The organism is Pseudomonas sp. ES1, from assembly GCF_050586605.1.
Lineage (GTDB): Bacteria > Pseudomonadota > Gammaproteobacteria > Pseudomonadales > Pseudomonadaceae > Aquipseudomonas > Aquipseudomonas sichuanensis.
In genome coordinates this window covers 1-20,718 of sequence record NZ_JBOBDM010000018.1, presented here as the reverse complement: position 1 = coordinate 20,718, position 20,718 = coordinate 1, and the positions used below count along the sequence as shown (strand labels likewise).

Here is a 20,718-nt window from a genome sequence, read left to right as displayed (position 1 = left end):
GTGCCGAGCCTGCGGCGGGCGCCGCCCCCCCTGCGGGTGGTGCATACCCAAGGGGGCGACGCCCAGTTTTCGGTGCTGAGCAGCAATGGCCGGGTGGATGTCGGCACCTTCTCCTACGGACTGGAACAGCGCGATACCGACTGGTACCTGGTGCAAGGCGACACCCCGGTCATCTCCTCCGGCACGCAGACCGCCATTGCCCTGTTCAGCGCCGCTCCTACCGTGTGGTACGGCGAACTCAGCACGTTGCGCAGCCGCATGGGCGAGCTACGCAGCGGCTACGGCCAAGGCGGTTTCTGGGCACGGACCTACGGCAACAAGTACCGGGTGGCTGCCGCCGACCAGGTGCACTACGAGCAGAATCAGCAAGGTGTTTCATTCGGCGTCGACACCCCGCTACCCAGCCAAGGTGGCCTCTGGCTGCTCGGCGTGATGGCCGGCTACAGCGATTCGCAACTGGACATGAGCCTGGGCAGCAATGGCCGAGTCGCAAGCTACTATCTGGGCGTGTACAGCACCTGGCTGGCCGACAACGGCTACTACGTCGACGCGGTGCTCAAGGCCAACCGCTTCGACAACCAGGCCGATGTGCGCATGAGCGATGGCGCCAAGGCCAAGGGGGACTACAACAACCATGGCCTGGGGGGCTCGGTGGAGGCTGGCCGGCATTTCAAGCTGGACGACGGCTGGTTCATTGAACCCTATGTCCAGCTATCGGCACTGTGGGTCAATGGCGAACACTACGACCTGGACAACGGCATGCGCGCCAGCAGCGACAGGGCCGACTCGCTGCTGGGCAAGGTGGGGGCACAGGCCGGCCGGACCATTCCCCTGCAAGCGGGTGGTTTCGTGCAGCCCTACGTGAAAGCGGCGGCCGTGCGCGAGTTCGCGCGCAACAACGATGTGCAGATCAACCAGACCTCCTTTCATGACGACCTGTCCGGAGAGCGTCTGGAACTGGGAGCAGGCCTCGCGGCCCAGGTTTCCAAGCGCCTGCAACTGCATGCCGACATCGACTACGGCAACGGTAAGAACATCGAACAACCCTGGGGTGTGAACCTCGGTCTGCATTACGCCTGGTAAGGGCATCGACGGACGAGCCCGTTCGGCATCATGGCTGTATTCCTACAACATCACAGGTGTTTTCCTAGGGTTCTCTGGGATTCGTCTCGGTCAAATAGCGCCTCTTTTTTGACCGGGCCAACCCATGACCTACTTACCCCTTCGCACGCTGCTTGCGTCGACGATCGCAGCTTTGGCTGTTTCTGCCCACGCCGTGGACATCATCGAAGTACCAGCCGGTGAAAGCCACAACGTAGTCCAAGGCGATCCGGTCAACCGCTATCACCTGCTCGGCGGGACACTGAACGTCACACAAGGCGCACAGACCGAGCGAATCCTGGGCAGGAACGGGGCGCAGCTGAACATGAGCGGCGCAACCGTGAATACCGTCGGTACCGCGGGTATTTCCTTGTTCGACAGCAATGCCGTCATTGACGGCAGCACCATCACCGCCACCGCCGACCCTGCGCGTCCCGGAGACCCCGCCGCGGGCATCACCCTGCAGGACTCCAACGCCAGCGTCAGCAACAGCCGCGTCTCTGGCAGCGGACAGGGCATCAATGCTGCGGGTTCGACCGTGCTCGACCTGTCGAACTCACAGGTCGATGGCCGCGCACTGGCCAATGGCAGCGGCCCTCTGGGGGCGGCGTCGGCCTGGTGGCCACCGGCGCGACGGTGCGCATCCGTGAGAACAGCGTGATCTCGGGCGACGACAATGGCGTCGTGCTGTTCACCAGTTCCCTGTTCCCGGGCAGGCCCGCGACGACACTGAGCCTCGACGGCTCCGCCATAGTCGGCCGCAACGGCAGTGCCATCCGGGTCATCCGCGCCCCTGGCGCCGACGAAACCGTGCAGATCGACATCAGCAATGGCTCGACGCTCTCGGGCGGCAACGGCGTGATCATCGAGGTCGTGGAAGGTGGCCGTGCCAATGCCGTGGTGAACGACAGCCAGTTGACGGGCAACATCGTGGTCGACGAGGACTCGACCCTGGACCTGAAGCTCACCAACCACGCCAGCCTGACCGGCACCCTCGACAACGTCACATCGCTGGCGCTCGAAGACGCTTCCAGCTGGGTCGTGACCGGCGACTCCACGGTCGGTAGCCTGTCGCTCGACACAGGCACGGTCGACCTGCGCGGCAATGCCCCTGGCGCTGCTTACAACCACCTGCAAGTGGGCGAATTGTCCGGCAGCGGGACCTTCATGCTGCGCGCCGACCTGTCTGGCCAGCAGGGCGACTTCCTCGATGTCAGCGGCAAGGCCAGCGGCGATTACCAGTTGCTGGTGCAGAGCACCGGCACCGACCCGAACAGCGCAGTGGACGCCCATCAGGTCGTGCATACCGGCCAAGGCAGCACCTCGCAGTTCGGCCTGATCGGTGGGCAAGTGGACTTCGGTACGTTCGCCTACGAGCTCGAGCAACGGGGCGACGACTGGTTCCTGGTGCGCAAGGGCAACACCACCACGCCGGGCACGCGCTCGGTCACCGGCCTGTTCAGCGCCGCGCCGACCGTGTGGTACGGCGAGTCGAGCACCCTGCGCGGGCGCATGGGTGAGTTGCGCAACGGCCAGCAAAGCGGCGGTGGCTGGATGCGCAGCTACGCCAACAAGTACCAGGTAGCGGCCGGTGCCGGCGCGGCGTATGACCAGGTGCAGCAGGGTGTCGCCTTCGGTGCCGACGCCCCGTTGCCCTCCCGCGATGGCCAATGGCTGGTGGGCCTGATGGGCGGCTACAGCCGCTCGCAACTGGATCTTTCCGGCGGCACCACTGGCCAGGTCGACAGCTACCACATCGGCGCCTACAGCACCTGGCTGGCGGACGATGGCCTGTACATCGACGCCCTGATCAAGGCCAACCGCTTCCAGAACAGCTCGGACGTGCGCATGAGCGATGGCCGCAAAGCCAAGGGCGAATACAACAACCACGGCATCGGCGCCTCGGTCGAGGTGGGCAAGCATTTCAAGCTCGACGATGGCTGGTTCGTCGAACCCTACGCCCAAGGCTCCACACTGTGGGTCGACGGCGCCAGCTACAGCCTCGATAACGGCATGCGCGCCAGCACCCGCAACGCCGATTCGCTGCTGGCCAAGGCGGGCAGCCATGTGGGACGCACCTTTGCCCTGCGCGACGGCGGCTTCGTGCAACCCTACGTGAAGGCGGCTTACGCCCACGAGTTCGCCCGCAACAACCAGGTACGGGTCAACGACACGCAGTTCGCCAATGACCTGTCGGGCAGTCGCATCGAACTGGGAACTGGCGTCAACGCCCAGCTGACCGACGTGCTGCAAGTGCAGGCCGGTTTCGACTACATGAAGGGCGAGCGCATCGAACAACCCTGGGGCGTCAACCTGGGGGTACGTTACAACTGGTAAGCAGCAAAGGGCCGCACGGCCCTTTTTGTCTAAAGCCTGGCCGTCGCAGGCCGATACCCCGGCATCCTCCTCTATTCCCGACACTCCGGAAGGTTGCCCATGGCCACGCAAAAAGCCCGCGCGGACTCGTTGTCCCTGCTGCTGTTCACCCTGCGCAGCGGCAAGCTGATGGCAATCAACCTGCTCAAGGTCAGCGAGATCATCACCTGCCCGCCGCTGACCAAGCTGCCCGAGGCCCACCCGCACGTCAAAGGCGTGGCCACCCTGCGCGGCAACTCGCTGTCGGTGATCGACCTGTCCCGCGCCATCGGCGAAATGCCCCTGGCCGACCCTGACGGTGGCTGCCTGATCGTCACCGAGATCAGCCGCTCGCGCCAAGGCCTGCATGTGCAGGCGGTGAGCCGCATCGTCCACTGCCTGAGCACCGACATCAAACCGCCGCCGTTCGGTTCGGGTAACCGCTCGTTCATCACCGGCGTGACCCGGGTCGACAACACCCTGGTGCAGGTGCTGGACATCGAAAAGGTCATCCACGGCATCGCCCCGCCACCGCACGAACCACACCCGGGCGAAGTCAGCGAAGAAGACGCAAGCCTGCTGGCGGCCGCCAACATCCTGGTGGTCGACGACAGCCAGGTGGCGCTGCAGCAATCGGTGCACACCCTGCGCAACCTCGGCATCGAATGCCACACCGCACGCAGCGCCAAGGATGCAATCAACGTACTGCTGGAGCTGCAAGGCACCGAGCGGGAGATCAACATCATCGTCTCGGACATCGAGATGTCCGAAATGGACGGCTTCGCCTTCACCCGCACCCTGCGCGAAACCCCGGACTTCCAGCACCTGTACATCCTGCTGCACACCTCGCTGGACAGCGCCATGAGCGGCAAGAAGGCCGAGGAAGCCGGGGCCAACGCCATCCTCACCAAATTCAGCTCGCCGGAGCTGACCGACTGCCTGGTGGTGGCGGCCCGCGCTGTGGTGTTCGCCGAGCGCTGATATATTCAGCGACAAACTCCCCGGCTTGCTGTCGGGGAGCGTTCGGGCATAATTCGCGCCCCTCGCAGCCAACGGCGGACCCGCACATGAAATACCTCAGCTCCCTGCTGATCGCTTTCGCGTTGTTCAGCGGCGCGGCCCACGCGTCCAGCACCCAGGCCTGGAACGACCAGCGCCAGCACATGCTCAAGGCTTGCCTGAAGGCCAGCCAGTTCAAGCAAGCCCACGCCCTGGGCAAGCCTGCCGAATTCGACGACCAGGTCGGCTACAGCGCCCTCTTGATCGAAGGCGTGTACCCGCAAAAGCACATGAACAACGCCACCGGCACCGAACTGTGCCTGTACGACCGCCAGCGCCAGCAGGCATTCGTCACCGAGTGGGCGGCCGGCAAGTGAGCGACAGCATCCGTTTCGGCTGTACCGGCTGCGGCAAGTGCTGCACCGGCCACCATGTGCCGCTGACCCTCGCCGAAGCGGGCCAGTGGGCGCATGCCGGGGGCCAGGTGATCGTGCTGATCGAAGGCTTCATGGTCGATGGCCCGGGCATGCCGCCAGAGCAGCGCGAACACGTGCTGCGCCGCTCCCATCCGGTGCCCTGCGGCACAGGCGAGCTACGCGTGTCGGTGACCTTCGCCGCGTTCAACCCAGGGCGCTGCCGCAACCTGGACGCCGACGACCTGTGCAGCATCTATGAAAGCCGCCCGCTGGTGTGCCGCATCTACCCGGCCGAAATCAACCCGCACCTGCCGCTGCGCCCCGAGAGCAAGGACTGCCCGGCCGAGGCCTGGGAACAGGGGCCGGAGCTGATCCACGGCGGGCTGCTGCAGGATGCAGAACTGCGCGGCTTGATCGAGGCGTCGCGCCAGGCCGACCGTGAAGACATCGCCAGCAAGGTTGCCATCTGCCAGGCGCTGGGGATCACCACCAGTGCGCTCAAGGGCAATGGTTTCACCGCCTGGCTGCCGGACATGGGCGCCTTGGCGACCGCGCTGGCCGCAGTACCTGTGGATAACCCTGCGCAGTGGCAGGTGCATGTGGTGGATGGCGAGCTGGCCGGCAGCCTGCAGGGGCATGGGTTGCAAACCACCGCCGAGACGCCGGTGTATTACGCCTTCATTGGGTTCTGATCTGCCCGCTACCCATTGGCCAAACCAGCCCCTGTGGGAGCGGCTTTAGCCGCGAACACCGGCAAAGCCGGTGCCATCCACCGCGTCGTCTGCTTCTCGGCTAAAGCCGCTCCCACAGTGATCGCTTCTGCAAACTACCCAGTCGCTTACTGACACCTGCGCCAGAACTCATCCGCCAGCCGCCGCAGGTCCTGCGCCAGATCCGCCACGTCACTGGCGCTGCCATGGCTGCGCTGCCCCACCTGCACCGTCGCCTCGCTGGCCTGGCGAATGCTGATGATGTTGCGGTTGATGTTCTCGCTGACCTGGCTCTGCTGCTCCACCGCCGCGGCAATCTGCAAGCTCATCTCGTTGATCTGGTTGACCCGCACGCTGATGCTGTCCAACGCATCGCTGGCCAGTTGCGCCTGCTCGACGCTGTGCCCGGCATGGGCGCTGCTCTCGCGCATAACTTGCACGGCAGCGCGGGCGCCGTCCTGCAGGGCGCTGATCATGTGCTGGATATCATGGGTGGACTGCGCGGTGCGCTGGGCCAGGCCACGCACCTCGTCGGCCACCACGGCAAAACCGCGCCCCTGGTCGCCGGCCCGCGCCGCTTCTATGGCGGCGTTGAGTGCCAGCAGGTTGGTCTGCTCGGCAATGCCGCGGATCACGTCGAGCACCCCGGAAATCTCGCTGCTGTGGCTTTCCAGTTGCTGGATCACCTCGCCGGCCTCCACCAGCGAACCGGCCAGGTCCTGGATCGCGCAGCGGTTACGGTCCACCAGCTGGTGTCCGGCCTGGGTCTCGCCCTCGGCCTGGTCGGCGGCCATCGAGGCCATCTGCGCGCTCGTGGCCACCTGGGCCACGCTGGCGCTCATCTGGTGGATGGCAGTGGCCACCTGGTCAGCCTCGCTTTGCTGCTCGAGGCTATTGGCATGGCTGCTATGCAGCGCCTCGACCAGCGAACCGGAGTGCCCGGCCAGGCGCGACGAGGTATCGCCGATGCGCCCGACCACCGCGCCCAGTTGCGCCTTGAGCATGCGCATGGCGAACTCGATCTGGCCCAGGCCATCGCGCCGGCCTGTGTATAAAAGCTGGCTCAGCGGGTTGTCGGCAATCGCCAGGGCCTGGCGGCGCAGGCGCTCATAGGGGCGCAGCAACAGCAGGATGGCCAGGCCCGCCAGGCCCGCCACGGCGAGCACTTCGACCAGTGACACCAGCAGTGGCGCCCCTGCCCACCACTGCCCCACGCCGATCACCAGCGCCGCAACCCCCGCCACCGCCAGCGCCAGGCGCGTTGCCAGGCCCGTCACCGGCAAGCGTTCGCGCCAGCTGCGCCGCCCTTCGCGCAGGCGTGCATAGCAGGCCTCGGCCGCCGCCACCTGCTCTGCGCCAGGCTTGGTGCGCACCGACTGATACTCCAGCGCCTGCCCGCCACTGCTGATGGGCGAGACGAACGCACTGACCCAGTAATGGTCACCGTTCTTGCAGCGGTTCTTCACCAACCCCATCCACGAACGCCCGGCCTTGAGCGCCTGCCACATCTGCGCGAAGGCCTGGGGCGGCATGTCCGGGTGGCGGACCAGGTGGTGGGGCTGACCCAGCAACTCGTCGCGGGTAAAGCCGCTGACCTGCATGAACACGTCGTTGGCGTAGGTAATGTGGCTGTCCAGGTCGGTGGTGGACAGGATGTTGGCGTCGCCGGGGTAATCCACTTCGCGACCGGTAACGGGCAAATTGCACTTCATCGGAGGCTCTCATTGTTGTTGGGAACAATCGGCAGGGCGCTCGAGATTAGTGGCAATTGGCAATCATTCTTTGACCTGGCTCAATCCTCGTGTGATTGGCGGGCCGTCACTGGACGGCCCCGGGGAAACCCCGCCGTTGGGAAGCCTGCGAATTTTTCCCAGCCCTTGCGAAACTGACAGCGCTGACAGCCAGCCGTCACGCTGACGACCCGATCGACAGGCTATAAGACACTGTCCCCTTCCCCTTTCCGGCCACCGCCACATGACCCGACCCCAGCCCCGCAAAGCCCTGATCCTGCTGCTCGTCGTCGCCCTCGGCGCCAGCGCCTGGTGGCTGCGCCCGACCGCGGACACCGCGCACAAGCCTGCTGCCGCCATCCCGGTGCGGGTGATCGGCGTGGCCCAGCAGGATGTGCCGCGCTACCTCGGCGCCATCGGCTCGGTGCTGTCGCTGCACAGCGTCGAGGTACGCCCGCAGGTCGAAGGCGTGCTGACCCAGGTGCTGGTGAAGGAAGGGCAATGGGTGAAGCAGGGCGACCTGCTGGCCACCCTCGATGACCGGGCGATCCGCGCCAGCCTCGACCAGGCCCGTGCCCAGCTAGGCCAGACCCAGGCGCAACTGCAGGTGGCGCGGGTCAACCTCAAGCGCTACCAGTTGCTGAGCAGCGATGACGGCGTGTCGAAGCAGACCCTCGACCAGCAGCAGGCGCTGGTGAACCAGTTGCAGGCAACGATCAACGGCGACCAGGCGGCCATCGACAACGCCGCCGTACAACTCAGCTACACGCAAATCCGCTCTCCGGTAAGCGGCCGCGTGGGCATCCGCAACGTCGACCCGGGCAACCTGGTGCGCACCAGCGACACTCAAGGCCTGTTCAGCGTCACCCAGATCGACCCGATCGCCGTGGAGTTCAGCCTGCCCCAGCAAAACCTGCCGACCCTGCACAAACTGCTCGAAGCCCCCACGCCCGCCGCAGTGGAGGCGTTCATGGATGCCGACGGTGAGCACAGCCTGCTGGGCAAGGGCCACCTGGCATTGATCGACAACCAGGTGTCGGCCAACACCGGCACGGTGCGGGTCAAGGCCGAGTTCGACAACAAGGACGGCCACCTGTGGCCCGGCCAGCTGGTGACCGTGCGCCTGCTCACGGCGGTGGACGAGAACGCCCTGGTGGTGCCGCCGCCGGTGGTGCAGCGCAGCATCGACGGGCACTTCGTCTACCGCCTCGATGGCGACAAGGTCACCGCCGTGCCGGTGAAGGTGCTGTATCAGGACAGCACGCTGAATATCGTCGCTGGGGTGAAGCCTGGCGACCGCCTGGTGCTCGATGGGCAGTCGCGGCTCAAGCCCGGCTCGAAGGTCGAAGTCACGCCCGATGCCCCCGCACCGGCTGAAATGGCCGACCGCAGGAGCCAGCCATGAACACCCGCAACGGCGTTTCGGCCTGGTGCATCGACCACCCCATCGCCACCCTGCTGCTGACCTTCGCCCTGGTGCTGCTGGGCGCCATCGCCTTCCCGCGCCTGCCGGTGGCGCCGCTGCCCGAAGCCGACTTCCCAACCATCCAGGTCACCGCCCAACTGCCCGGCGCCAGCCCCGAGACCATGGCCTCGTCGGTGGCCACGCCCCTGGAGGTGCAGTTCAGCGCCATCCCCGGCATGACCCAGATGACCAGCAGCAGCGCCCTGGGTTCGACCAACCTGACCTTGCAGTTCACCCTCGACAAGAACATCGACACCGCCGCCCAGGAAGTCCAGGCAGCGATCAACACCGCCACCGCGCGCCTGCCCCAGGACCTGCCCAGCCCGCCGACCTGGCGCAAGGTGAACCCGGCCGACAGCCCGGTGCTGATCCTCACCGTAAGCTCGGCGCAGATGCCCGGCAACGAGCTCAGCGATTACGCCGAAACCCTGCTGGCGCGCCAGCTCAGCCAGATCGACGGGGTCGGCCTGATCAACATTACCGGCCAGCTGCGCCCGGCCATCCGCGTGCAGGCCCAACCGGAGAAACTCGCCGCCATCGGCCTGACCCTCGCCGATATCCGCCTGGCCATCCAGCAGACCAGCCTGAACCTGGCCAAGGGCGCGCTGTATGGCGAACACAGCGTGTCGACCATCGCCGCCAACGACCAGCTGTTCCACCCCGAAGACTATGCCCGGCTGATCGTCAGCTACCGCAACGGCGCCCCCGTGCACCTTGCCGACGTGGCCAAGGTGATCAACGGCGCCGAGAACGCCTACGTCAAAGCGTGGTCGGGCGACCAGCCGGGGCTCAACCTGGTGATCTTCCGCCAGCCCGGGGCGAACATCGTCGACACCGTGGACCGGGTGCTCGACGCCCTGCCGCGCTTGCAGGAAATGCTGCCGGCCTCGGTCGAGGTGTCGGTGCTGCAGGACCGTACCCAGACCATCCGCGCCTCGCTGCACGAGGTGGAGCTGACGTTGATGATCGCGGTGGCCCTGGTGATCGGGGTGATGGCGCTGTTCCTGCGCCAGTGGTCGGCAACCCTGGTGGTGTCCAGCGTGCTGGGCGTGTCGCTGATCGCCAGTTGCGCATTGATGTACGTGTTCGGCTTCAGCCTCAACAACCTGACCCTGGTGGCCATCGTCATCGCCGTGGGCTTCGTGGTCGACGACGCCATCGTGGTGGTGGAGAACATCCACCGCCACCTGGAGGCCGGCGACGACAGCCGCACCGCCGCGCTCAAGGGCGCCGGCGAAATTGGCTTCACCGTGGTGTCGATCAGCTTCTCGCTGATTGCCGCGTTCATCCCGCTGCTGTTCATGGGCGGCGTGGTCGGGCGGCTGTTCAAGGAGTTCGCCCTGACCGCCACGGCGACCATCCTGATTTCGGTGCTGGTGTCGCTGACCCTGGCGCCGACGCTGTGCGCGCTGTTCATGCGCAAGCCGCCGCAGGAGCAGCACGGCGGCTTCGGCCAGCGCCTGCTGGGCTGGTACGAGAAAGGCCTGGACCGCGCCCTGGCGCACCAACGCCTGACCCTCGGCATCTTCGGCATCACCCTCGCCCTGGCGGTGGTCGGCTATGTCGGCATCCCCAAGGGCTTCTTCCCGCTGCAGGACACCGGCTTCATCCTCGGCACCACCGAGGCGGCGGCGGATGTGTCATACCCTGCGATGATCGAAAAACACCTGGCCCTGGCCAAGATCATCGGCGACGACCCGGCGGTGCGCGCGTTCTCCCATTCGGTGGGGGTGACCGGCAGCAACCAGACCATCGCCAACGGCCGCTTCTGGATCTCGCTCAAGCCCCGCGGCGAACGCGATGTCTCGGCCAGCGAATTCATCGACCGCCTGCGGCCCAAGCTGGCCCAGGTGCCCGGCATCGTCCTGTACATGCGCGCAGGCCAGGACATCAACCTCAGCTCCGGCCCTTCGCGCACCCAGTACCAGTACGTGCTCAAGAGCAACGACGGCGTGGCGCTGAACCTGTGGACCCAGCGCCTGACCGAGCGCCTGCGGGAAAACCCGGCGTTGCGTGACCTGTCCAACGACCTGCAACTGGGCGCCAGCGTCACCCGCATCGACATCGACCGCCAGGCCGCGGCGCGCTTCGGCCTGACCACCACCGATGTCGACCAGGCGCTGTACGACGCCTTCGGCCAGCGCCAGATCAGCGAATTCCAGACCGAGACCAACCAGTACAAGGTGATCCTCGAGTTGGACGCCCGCCAGCGCGGCAAGGCCGAAAGCCTGAACTACTTCTACCTGCGCTCGCCGCTGTCGGGCGAGATGGTGCCGCTGTCGGCACTGGCCCACGTGGCGCCGCCCAGCACCGGGCCGCTGTCGATCAGCCACGACGGCCTGTTCCCCGCCGCCAACCTGTCGTTCAACCTGGCCCCCGGCGTGGCCCTGGGCGATGCGGTACAGATCCTCGAACGCACCCAGCGCGAGCTGGGCATGCCCGACTCGATCGCCGGTAACTTCCAGGGCGCGGCCCAGGCCTTCCAGAGCTCGCTGTCGAGCCAGCCGTACCTGATCCTCGCCGCGCTGGTGGCGGTGTACATCATCCTCGGCGTGCTCTACGAGAGCTTCGTGCACCCACTGACCATCATCTCCACCCTGCCCTCGGCGGGCCTGGGGGCGATCATCCTGCTGTGGGGCAACGGGCAGGATTTCAGCATCATGGGGCTGATCGGCGTGGTGCTGCTGATCGGCATCGTCAAGAAGAACGGCATCCTGTTGATCGACTTCGCCCTGGAAGCCCAGCGCCACCACGGCATGACGCCCGAACAGGCGATCCGCCAGGCGTGCCTGGTGCGCTTCCGGCCGATCATCATGACCACCCTGGCCGCGCTGCTCGGCGCGGTGCCGCTGATGTTCGGCTTCGGCGCCGGCGCCGAGCTGCGCCAGCCACTGGGCATCGCGGTGGTGGGCGGGCTGCTGGTGAGCCAGGCGCTGACGCTGTTCTCCACCCCGGTCATATACTTGGCCCTGGAGCGCCTGTTCCATCGCCGCCAGGCCGCCACCGCCGCCGCGCCGACCGCCCGCTGAGACAAGACCATGCGTGTACTGATCATCGAAGACGAAGAAAAAACCGCCGACTACCTGCACCGCGGCCTGACCGAGCAGGGCTTTACCGTGGACCTGGCGCGGGACGGCATCGACGGCCTGCACCTGGCCCTGGAAGGCGACTACGCGGTGATCGTGCTCGACGTGATGCTGCCGGGCCTGGACGGCTACGGTGTGCTGCGCGCGTTGCGGGCACGCAAGCAGACGCCGGTGATCATGCTCACCGCCCGCGAACGGGTCGAGGACCGCATCCATGGCCTGCGCGAAGGCGCCGACGATTACCTGGGCAAGCCGTTCTCGTTCCTTGAGCTGGTCGCCCGCCTGCAAGCCCTGACCCGCCGCAGCAGCAGCCACGAACCGCTGCAGGTGCAGGTGGCCGACCTGTGGATCGACCTGATGGCGCGCAAGGCCACCCGCGCAGGCCAGCGCCTGGAGCTGACCGCCAAGGAGTTCTCGTTGCTCAGTGTGCTGGCCCGGCGCCAGGGCGAGATCCTGTCCAAGACGGCCATTGCCGAGCTTGTGTGGGACATCAATTTCGACAGTGACGCCAATGTGGTGGAGGTGGCGATCAAGCGCCTGCGCGCCAAGCTTGACGGGCCCTTTGACAACAAGCTGCTGCATACCATCCGAGGCATGGGCTATGTCCTGGAAAACCGTGGGTAGTGAGCAGTCCCTGTGGGAGCGGGTTTACCCGCGAAGTGGCCACCGAGGTGCCTGGCACCGGCTTCGCCGGTGTTCACGGGTAAACCCGCTCCCACAGGGGCTTGGCGGCGGCGGCGATTGGATGGACTGTCAATGAACACAAAAGACCATTTGCGCAAAAGAGCCGGCAACTCCATCGCCCTGCGCCTCTGCGCCCTGTTCACCCTGGTCGCCCTGGGCGTGTTCGTGCTGATCGGTAGCGCCCTGTACCGCCAGGTCGACCGCAGCCTCGACCTGTTGCCCGCCGCCGAACTGGACGCCCGCTTCAGCGTGCTCGAGTCCGCCCTCAACCGCTACGGCACGCCCGAGCACTGGGCCAAGATCCACAACAAGCTCAACCTGCTCGGCGAAGAGGACAAGCGCATCCGCTTCTGGGCGGTCGGCAGCAACCCGAACTACGAATATGGCCAACCCACCGAACTGATCCGCGCCTTCGCCGAAGGCCCGCCGGGCATGCGCGAGCTGCGCCTGGCGGACAGCCCCTACCCTTACAAGGTGCTGGTCAGCGAGCTGCCGGCACTGGGCGAACGCCCGCCGCTGCGCTTTCTGATCGGCATCAATACCGAAACCTTCTGGCAGGCCCAACACAGCCTGCTGGTGGCCATCGTCGGCCTGGCAGCATTCGGCGTGGTGCTGGCATCGCTGCTCAGCTACTGGGTGGCGCGCATCGGTTTGAAGCCCTTGCTGACGCTGTCTGACCAGGCCCAGGGGCTCGCCCCGCCACGCCTGGACGGGCGCCTGCCAACCGAAGCCCTGCCACCGGAACTGGCGCGCTTCGCCGGCGCCTTCAACGCCGCGTTGGACCGGGTCAGCCAGGCCTACACCCAGCTCGAAGCGTTCAACGCCGACGTCGCCCACGAACTGCGCTCGCCGCTGACCAACCTGATCGGCCAGACCCAGGTGGCACTGACCCGTGGGCGCAGCGCCGAGCACTACTTCGAAGTGCTGCAATCGAACCTGGAGGAGCTGGAGCGCCTGCGCAGCATCATCAACGACATGCTGTTCCTCGCCAGCGCCGATCAGGGCAGCAAGGCCACCGCGCTGGCCGAGGCCTCGCTGGCCGAAGAGGTGGCCACCACCCTCGACTACCTGGACTACATCCTCGAGGACGCCCAGGTGCGCGTGAGCGTCAGCGGCGACGCCCGGGCACGCATCGAGAAAGCCCAGTTGCGCCGGGCGCTGATCAACCTGCTGAACAACGCCGTGCAGCACACCGCGCCCAACCAGGTGATCGAGGTGTGCATCAAGGGCGATGAACAGCAGGTGAGCATCGCCGTGAGCAACCCTGGGCCGGCCATCGCCGACGAGCACCTGGCCTTGCTGTTCGAACGCTTCTACCGGGTGGATGCGGCACGCGCCAACAGCGGCGGCAACAACCATGGTTTGGGGCTGGCGATCGTCAAGGCCATCGCGCTGATGCATGGCGGCAGTGTTTTCGTGCACAGCGAGGCCGGCGCCAATACCTTTGGGATCAGCCTGCCAAGCGCTCAACTACGCGGGTTTGCGGTAAAAGTCTGAGGGTATCTGCTAACAATCATTACTTTTTGCGCAACAGTGCTTATCTGAACAGGCCCTGTTTCACGGGGCCTCGGGGGATTAATTTAGCCCCATCTCCACTAGCACTTGCTTAGCAAGAAGGTTGTTTCAAATGTCCAACAGTATGGGTGTTGCCAGCGTATTTATCCTGTCGTCCCTGTTGTTGTCGCCCCTGGCCATGGCGGAAGAATCCTCGGCCTTCGTAAACCGCAACGCAGAAGTTGCGGCGGTCCATCAGCAGGCTCGCGAAGCCATTGCCGCGCAAAAAGCCGACGCCGCAAAAGGCTCGCAGCAGACTGCTTCCAAGGTGTCCGCCGACGATAGCGCCGACAGCTGATCAGCCACTCTCCAGTTTCCTGATTTTCCCTTGGCTACACCGTGGGCGTTGCCCGCGACGATATGTTAGCCTTTCCAAGCCGCTGCCGATCAGCGGCTTTTTTTATGTGTCGAAATTATCAGCCCGGCTGTTACGTCTCTAATAAGAAACTTGCAGATACGACAATAAAAACTGCCCCACCGCTTGACCAAAGGAGTTTGTACCGGTGTCTTTTGCGTTTCGTTTTACCCCGCTTTTCCTTGCGTTTACCGCAACGATGCCCCTGGCCGCCCAGGCCGATGAAGACAAGGCTGATGGCTTCATCGAAGGCTCTACGCTGAACCTGCATTTTCGCAATGCCTACTTCAACCGCAACGAACTCAACCGTGACGTGCGTGACAAGCGCGAATGGGGCCAGGGCGCCGTGGCGCGCTTCGAGTCCGGCTACACCCCTGGTGTGATCGGCTTCGGCCTGGACGCCCACGGCATTCTCGGCCTCAAGCTCGACGGTGGTGCGGGCCATGCCGGCACCTCGATCCTGCCCAACCACATCAAGGACGACGGCAGCCAGGGCGCTGCGCCGCACTCGTTCTCCACCGCGGGCGGGGCGATCAAGCTCAAGGGCTTCGACACCGAGTTCAAGGCCGGTGACCTGTTCCTCACCAACCCGGTGATCGCCGGCGGCGAGTCGCGCATGCTGCCGCAGACCTTCCGTGGTTTCGCCCTGACCAACACCAGCATCGACGGGCTGATGCTCGAAGGTGGCCAGGTGAGCTTCACCAAGCCGTACAACCAGAGCGGCCACCGCCGCATCGACACCTACTACGGTGCACTGGAAGACGGCGACAAGAGCAAGCACCTGAACTGGGCCGGCGCGTCCTGGAGCGGCACCGAAAACGTCACCGCCAATGTCTACGCCGCCGAGCTGAAGGACATCTGGAACCAGTACTACGCCGACTTCGACTACACCTACCAGGTCAACGACCTGGTCAGCCTCAACCCGGGTGCGCACTACTACCACACCCAGGACACCGGCCAGTCGCTGCTGGGCAAGATCGACAACAACACCTACAGCCTGCACTTCACCGTCGCCGCCGGGTTCCACAGCGTCACCGCCGCCTACCAGCGGGTCAACGGCAACACGCCGTTCGACTACATCAACCTGGGTGACAGCATCTACCTGGACAACTCGCGCATGTACTCGGACTTCAACGCGCCCAACGAGCGCTCGTGGAAGCTGCAGTACGACTATGACTTGGCCGGTGTCGGCGTGCCGGGGCTGACCAGCTCGCTGTCGTACTCGCGCGGCGAGGCGGACCTGACCAAGGCCACCCAGGACACCACGCACTACGACTACTACAACGCGGACGGCAAGCACGCCACCCATTGGGAGCGTGACTTCGACCTGAAATACGTGTTCCAGGAAGGCCAGTTGAAGGATTTGTCGGTGCTGCTGCGCTATGCCAGCCACCGGGCCAATGCGGCCTACGCGGCAGAGTCGGATAACGACGAAGTGCGGGTGATCGTCGATTACCCGGTGAACGTGTTCTGATCTGACGTCGGTGCACGGCGAGGGCTTCGCCCTCGTTTCGCCGACAAGCCGGCTCCCACAGAGGTAGCCTGTGGGAGCTGGCTTGCCAGCGATGGGCCGCTATGCGGCCCCTTTCAGCAGTTTCTGTTCAACCCGAGTTCCAGGTCATTGACCAGCGCCTTGGCCATGGCGCTGAGAATCCGCGCCGCACTGCCGGCCAGCAAATCCCCCTCCATTTCCGCCTCGGTCGTCAGGTGCAGGATGCAGCCCTGCAACATCGACAGCTCATCGAATGCCCGGCTGAACGGGATATCGGGCTGGACACGGTACAACTCAAGGAAGGTCTCGACGCCTGCGGTGAAGGCGGGTTCGGGCTTGTCGCTCATGGCGCCGCCTCCAATGACCGGGCATGGTCGAACAGGCAGCGCAGCAACTGGCTGAGGATGGCTACGTTTTCCATCAGGACCATGGGGCGGTCGTCAGGGGGGAACGCGCGGTAGGCGTCCAGGGTTCGGCTCATGGTCGACATCAGTACGGCGGCGTGGGCCATGGCGGCGTCGTGGGTCAGGTGGTCGATGATGCTGATGTAGGGGATGGGTGGGTCGGGGACTAGCTTTTTCATATGCAATTCCCAATATCGATAAAGGAAACCGCCAGCTCATCCTTTCTCACGAGACAAGGGTGGCAGCCGTACATGGGGTGAGAAAGCCGAGGACATTGGAACCCGGCCAGACCTAAGTCTGCCCATGCACGACTGCCATAACAGCGTGCGGGACCAACATCGTTCGGGTTTCTCACGCCCGGTCACCATTCGGCGACCCGAGAAAGTTATCCCTGATGATTGTCCCGGCATATCTGGAACCTTCCGGCAGGCGCGTAGGATAGGTCCCAAGCATGGCCTGACTGAAGCATTTGGTTTCAGATTCGGAAATGTCGTACGCCGTTGCGGGGGGGCTGATCGGGAGCTGGTAATGGCCACCAGGTGCATGTCGAAAGATGGGGTCAGGGCCACCAGGTGCCTGCCACAAGCCTTGCAGCGCCTGTGAAATCGAGCGCCGCCCGCGCGGCGCTTCGCGGGTAAACCCGCTCCCACAGTTTGTTTCGGGCCAGTCTCTCCTGGGCCTTTACCTGGTCGCCTTGTTGGTACGACGCGGTTTCATTGTGGGCGTTGCCGCCGCCCCGCATGACTCAAGGCATGCACCAAGGCAGGCGCCGGTACTTTCACAGGACTCATTGGCCCGAAACAAACTGTGGGAGCGGGTTTACCCGCGAAGCGCCGCGCGGGCGGCGCTCGATCTCATAGGCGCTGCAAGGGCTGCGGCAAGCACCTTCATGCCCTGATGCAATCAACAGCCAGGCCCCTGTATGCCCTGACGCCATCAACAACCAGCCACCCAATACCCCTCAAGCGCCCCCAAGACCGCCACCAGACTCCTCGCCCCCACGATTTCGTCGGACGAATCACCATAATTCTTGTCCGACAATCCACCGTTCCTTAGAATACCGCCGCCGCGTAGTGGCCCATCCCCCATGGATCAAGGGGCTTATGCAGTAGCGAGCATGACGTCAGTTACCCGATCACCGCGTTCCGCCCTGTACAAGTCGCACCCCGAACTGATCCTAAACCTGGGCAGTTGCCTCGCCGTGCTCGCCATAGTGGGCATCGTCAGCTACCTGCTGGCGCGCGAGCGCGACAGCGTCGAGCAGTCGGCCATCCGCTCCTCGGGCAACATCGTGCAGCTGATCGAAAGCGACATCCTGCGCAACGTCGAACTCTACGACCAATCCCTCAAAGGCCTGATCTGGGCGGTGAAACACCCGGAATTGCTCAGCGTCCAGCCCAGCCTGCGCCAGCAGATCCTCTTCAGCCAGGCGATATCGGCACCGGTGCGCGGCGACATTCTCTGGCTCGACGCCAAAGGCGATGTGGTCGGTGACTCCACCAGCGTGGTGCCCCGCCAGGCCAACTTCGCCGACACCATCCCCTTCCAGCGCCACCGCGACCACCCCGGCCTGGGCCTGCTGATCAGCCCACCGTTCAAGGCCCGGCTGGGCGAGCTGGACTGGTGCATCAGCTTCAGCCGGCGAATCTCCGGCAGCCACGGTGAATTCGTCGGCCTGGCCGCCGGGGCCCTGCGCCTGTCGTATTTCAGCCGGCTGTTCGAGCGCCTGGACATCGGCGACGACAGCAGCATCAACCTGCTCAACACCGACGGCCAGCTGCTGGCCCGCCAGCCTTCCCGGCCACAGGACCCGCTGATCGGCACCAGCTTCAGCGAACGGCCCAACTTCAAGCGCATCCTCGGCGAGCGCAGCGGCAGCTTCACGGCCAGGTCGAGCCTGCGGGAAACCCAGCGCATGTACACCTTCGCCCGGGTCGCCGACCTGCCGTTGATCGTGCTGGTGGTGCACTCCACCGACGAGGTGTTCCAGTCCTGGCGGCGCACGGCCATCGTGGTCAGTGTGGCCACCGGCGTGCTGTGCATCGGCATCCTCTGGCTCACGTTGTTGCTGGGCCGTGAATTGCGCCGGCGCCACGATGCCGAGCAGGGCCTGGCGACCCTGGCCGCCACCGACAGCCTCACCGGGCTGGCCAACCGCCGCCGGCTCGACCAGGTGCTGCGCCTGGAATGGGCACGCGCCCAGCGCAACCGCAAGCCACTGGCAGTGCTGATGGTGGATGTGGATCACTTCAAGGCGTTCAACCAGCGCCACGGCCATGCCGGCGGCGACCATGTGCTGCGCGAGGTGGCCAAGACCGTTGAGCATTGCATTCGGCGCCCGGCGGACCTGGCGGCGCGTTATGGCGGGGAAGAGTTCCAGGTGGTGTTGCCGGAGACCGAACTGGCCGGCGCGCTACTGCTGGCCGAGCGCATTCGCGCCAGCGTCGAGTCGATGCCGCCGTTCGGCGCGGACGAACGCTCGGTGACGGTGAGCGTCGGCATCGGCCTGCACATCCCCGGCACCCAGCACGACCTGACTCGGCTGCTGGGTGACGCGGACGAAGCGCTGTACCGGGCCAAGGCGAATGGCCGTAACCGGGTAGAGGGCCCTCAGGCTTAAGAGGCGGCGCGGGCTGCGTTGCGCAGCGCCTTCACCTGATCGTGGTTGCGCTGTACACCTTGCAGCTGGTTTTCCACCAGCATGTAGGTCTGGTCACTGGCGGTACGGCCCAGTTTCACCAGCTTCTCACGGCCATCCTTGTAGGCCTTGAGCGCGTGATCCTCACCGCGCTCCACTTCATTGAGCACCGCCGCTTCATCCTTGCCGGTGACCATCGACTTGAGGTTGACCCAGCCACGGTGCAGGTCGCCGCTGATGCTGGTGCTGGTTTCCGGGTCGCCACCCAGGCGCCGGACTTCGCTTTGCAGCTGGGCCGCGGCATTGGCGCATTCGCCGGCACGCTGGACGAAGAACGCCTTGAGTTGTGGGTTCTTCACATCCTCGGCGGAGGTCTTGAAGCCCTTCTCGCCGTCCTTGCTGTACTCGATCAGGTCATTGAGCACATCGATGACGTCTTTGTTGGGGTTACTCATGGCAACAACTCCTTGGCAGGTGATAGTCACCTTCACTGGAGCAGGCTTCATGCCAGGCTTGCCGATTAAAAATAATCTATAAAAATCAGTAATTTACAGCTATTACGAAACCGTCGTGTTGGGGCGTTCTGCATGATCGCCGCTTGGGTCGTCGTGCAGATTGCAGTATCGTCCGCGCTTCACCCGCCACAGGCTGCCGCGCCAATGAAACCTGAATCCCTGCAACTGCTGGTTACCCGCACCATGCCTTTTGGCAAGTACCAGGGGCGGATCATCGCCGACCTGCCGGGCGATTACCTGGCGTGGTTTGCACGCAAGGGTTTCCCCCATGGCGAGCTGGGCGCGTTGCTGGCATTGATGCATGAGATCGACCACAACGGCCTGGCCGACCTGCTGGTGCCGCTGCGGGCAAAATCACGGCAGGGCTGAACGATCAAGACCTCGCTGTACCCGCCGAAAACTAACAGAGCTCTTTTCAAGGACGACTGACCTTCCATGCAATCGCGTCAATCCGCTTCATCGGCGCTTGTCATCTCCCTGCTGGTCGCAGGCTCGGGGCTCTACTACGTAGGCCGCCTGCGTTGGGCGCTGATTCTGCTGGCGCTGTTCTTCATCGACTTCTTCCTGATCGGCCTGTTTGCCACGCCCAAGGCGGTGATCGTCGGCCTGTGGCTCGCATTGGCCCTGAAGCTCGGCTCGGCCTGCCTGGCCGCCTGGATCGCCTGGCGCGGCCACCCGGGCAGCGAACCACCCGGGGCACGCCTGGTGGGATACGCCGCTGCAGTGGTGGTGGTGGCCGGTGTGCTGGTGCTGCTGCGGGGGCCGCTGTTCGGTTACCGGCTCGACCAGATTCCTGGGGGCTCGATGGAGCCAGCGCTGCAGATCGGTGACCACATCGTCAGCGACTCGCGCTTGCTTGGCGACCTGAAGGTGGGGGATGTGGTGCTGTATCGCCAGGGCAACGTGGAAGGGTTCAAGCGCGTGGCGGGGGTGGCCGGCGACCGGCTGGAGATCGTTGCGGGCGAACTGTTGGTCAATGGCCGCAACCTGGGCTTGTTCCATGCCCCCGCCGAGATGGTGCGCAGCCCTTATTCACTGAGCCTGGCGCCCCTGGTGGTTGAACCCGGCCATGTCTACCTGCTCGGCGACCGTCGCGACAACAGCACCGACAGCCGCTACTTCGGCCAGGTCGCAGTGGCGGATGTAACGGCGAAGATTACCGGGGTCTGGTACGCGAAGAATCGTCAACGGATCGGTACGACCCTCGAATAACC

At 65.0% G+C, this 20,718-nt stretch carries 18 protein-coding genes and 2 pseudogenes; 15 read left to right on the top strand and 5 right to left on the bottom strand.

What is annotated here, in order from left to right; translation table 11 throughout:
• Positions 1-39: 39 nt before the first annotated feature.
• The 6 genes from ACQ4N9_RS09890 to ACQ4N9_RS09865 all read left to right on the top strand — a co-directional run bounded on the left by ACQ4N9_RS09890 (position 40) and on the right by ACQ4N9_RS09865 (position 5,563).
• Entirely contained in the window at positions 40-1,083 is a 1,044-nt protein-coding gene (locus ACQ4N9_RS09890) for an autotransporter outer membrane beta-barrel domain-containing protein (RefSeq protein ID WP_390968600.1), read from the top strand.
• Positions 1,084-1,207: 124 nt separating this feature from the next.
• Positions 1,208-1,762 (top strand): right-handed parallel beta-helix repeat-containing protein, encoded by a 555-nt coding sequence (locus ACQ4N9_RS09885; protein WP_390968599.1) that lies wholly within the window; start codon positions 1,208-1,210, stop codon positions 1,760-1,762.
• Positions 1,720-3,438, top strand: coding sequence for an autotransporter outer membrane beta-barrel domain-containing protein (locus ACQ4N9_RS09880; protein WP_390968597.1), 1,719 nt, complete (start codon positions 1,720-1,722; stop codon positions 3,436-3,438). The genes ACQ4N9_RS09885 and ACQ4N9_RS09880 overlap by 43 nt, the downstream gene beginning before the upstream one ends.
• 99 nt (positions 3,439-3,537) lie before the next feature.
• A complete protein-coding gene (locus tag ACQ4N9_RS09875) occupies positions 3,538-4,437 on the top strand; it encodes a chemotaxis protein (protein ID WP_390968595.1) in 900 nt (299 codons plus the stop codon).
• Positions 4,438-4,523: 86 nt separating this feature from the next.
• On the top strand, positions 4,524-4,832 hold the full coding sequence (locus tag ACQ4N9_RS09870) for a hypothetical protein (protein ID WP_110995879.1): 309 nt from the start codon (positions 4,524-4,526) through the stop codon (positions 4,830-4,832).
• Positions 4,829-5,563: a YkgJ family cysteine cluster protein gene (locus ACQ4N9_RS09865; RefSeq protein ID WP_390968593.1), complete on the top strand. Its 735-nt coding sequence runs from the start codon at positions 4,829-4,831 to the stop codon at positions 5,561-5,563. The genes ACQ4N9_RS09870 and ACQ4N9_RS09865 overlap by 4 nt, the downstream gene beginning before the upstream one ends.
• A 146-nt stretch (positions 5,564-5,709) precedes the next feature.
• On the opposite strand, the pseudogene ACQ4N9_RS09860 reads toward ACQ4N9_RS09865, so the two are convergent.
• Together ACQ4N9_RS09860 and ACQ4N9_RS09855 are read right to left on the bottom strand one after the other, a co-directional pair.
• A pseudogene (locus tag ACQ4N9_RS09860) lies at positions 5,710-6,705 on the bottom strand (methyl-accepting chemotaxis protein); the annotation flags it as partial.
• 306 nt (positions 6,706-7,011) lie between these two features.
• Positions 7,012-7,182, bottom strand: a pseudogene (locus tag ACQ4N9_RS09855) (PAS domain-containing protein); the annotation flags it as partial.
• Positions 7,183-7,555: 373 nt separating this feature from the next.
• Between ACQ4N9_RS09855 and ACQ4N9_RS09850 the strand changes: the two are divergent.
• The 6 genes from ACQ4N9_RS09850 to ACQ4N9_RS09825 all read left to right on the top strand — a co-directional run bounded on the left by ACQ4N9_RS09850 (position 7,556) and on the right by ACQ4N9_RS09825 (position 15,929).
• Positions 7,556-8,716, top strand: a complete 1,161-nt coding sequence (locus ACQ4N9_RS09850) for an efflux RND transporter periplasmic adaptor subunit (RefSeq protein WP_390968591.1) — start codon at positions 7,556-7,558, stop codon at positions 8,714-8,716.
• Positions 8,713-11,805, top strand: coding sequence for a multidrug efflux RND transporter permease subunit (locus tag ACQ4N9_RS09845; RefSeq protein WP_430932748.1), 3,093 nt, complete (start codon positions 8,713-8,715; stop codon positions 11,803-11,805). Before ACQ4N9_RS09850 ends, ACQ4N9_RS09845 begins: the two co-directional genes overlap by 4 nt.
• Positions 11,806-11,814: 9 nt before the next feature.
• Positions 11,815-12,486 carry a heavy metal response regulator transcription factor gene (locus tag ACQ4N9_RS09840; protein ID WP_110995887.1) on the top strand — a complete coding sequence of 224 codons (672 nt, stop codon included), beginning with the start codon at positions 11,815-11,817 and terminating at the stop codon, positions 12,484-12,486.
• A gap of 132 nt (positions 12,487-12,618) precedes the next feature.
• Positions 12,619-14,043: a heavy metal sensor histidine kinase gene (locus tag ACQ4N9_RS09835; protein WP_390968587.1), complete on the top strand. Its 1,425-nt coding sequence runs from the start codon at positions 12,619-12,621 to the stop codon at positions 14,041-14,043.
• 130 nt (positions 14,044-14,173) lie between these two features.
• Positions 14,174-14,398: a hypothetical protein gene (locus ACQ4N9_RS09830; RefSeq protein WP_232882063.1), complete on the top strand. Its 225-nt coding sequence runs from the start codon at positions 14,174-14,176 to the stop codon at positions 14,396-14,398.
• Between the two features lie 205 nt (positions 14,399-14,603).
• A complete protein-coding gene (locus ACQ4N9_RS09825) occupies positions 14,604-15,929 on the top strand; it encodes an OprD family porin (protein WP_390968585.1) in 1,326 nt (441 codons plus the stop codon).
• Positions 15,930-16,042: 113 nt separating this feature from the next.
• Here ACQ4N9_RS09825 and ACQ4N9_RS09820 read toward each other — a convergent pair whose 3' ends face one another.
• A complete protein-coding gene (locus ACQ4N9_RS09820) occupies positions 16,043-16,294 on the bottom strand; it encodes a DUF3077 domain-containing protein (protein WP_110995893.1) in 252 nt (83 codons plus the stop codon).
• Entirely contained in the window at positions 16,291-16,530 is a 240-nt protein-coding gene (locus tag ACQ4N9_RS09815; protein ID WP_110995894.1) for a hypothetical protein, read from the bottom strand. Before ACQ4N9_RS09815 ends, ACQ4N9_RS09820 begins: the two co-directional genes overlap by 4 nt.
• A gap of 938 nt (positions 16,531-17,468) precedes the next feature.
• Between ACQ4N9_RS09815 and ACQ4N9_RS09810 the strand changes: the two genes are divergently transcribed.
• Positions 17,469-18,971, top strand: a complete 1,503-nt coding sequence (locus ACQ4N9_RS09810) for a GGDEF domain-containing protein (RefSeq protein WP_390968583.1) — start codon at positions 17,469-17,471, stop codon at positions 18,969-18,971.
• Here the strand turns inward: ACQ4N9_RS09810 and ACQ4N9_RS09805 are convergent.
• Entirely contained in the window at positions 18,968-19,444 is a 477-nt protein-coding gene (locus tag ACQ4N9_RS09805) for a ferritin-like domain-containing protein (RefSeq protein WP_125465481.1), read from the bottom strand. The two genes, ACQ4N9_RS09810 and ACQ4N9_RS09805, sit on opposite strands and share 4 nt — an antisense overlap.
• Positions 19,445-19,648: 204 nt before the next feature.
• On the opposite strand from ACQ4N9_RS09805, the gene ACQ4N9_RS09800 reads away from it, so the two are divergent.
• Both ACQ4N9_RS09800 and lepB read left to right on the top strand, forming a co-directional pair.
• Positions 19,649-19,873: a DUF3820 family protein gene (locus ACQ4N9_RS09800; protein ID WP_390968581.1), complete on the top strand. Its 225-nt coding sequence runs from the start codon at positions 19,649-19,651 to the stop codon at positions 19,871-19,873.
• A 66-nt stretch (positions 19,874-19,939) separates the two neighbouring features.
• Positions 19,940-20,716 carry a signal peptidase I gene (gene lepB / locus ACQ4N9_RS09795; RefSeq protein ID WP_390968579.1) on the top strand — a complete coding sequence of 259 codons (777 nt, stop codon included), beginning with the start codon at positions 19,940-19,942 and terminating at the stop codon, positions 20,714-20,716.
• Positions 20,717-20,718 lie beyond the last annotated feature (2 nt).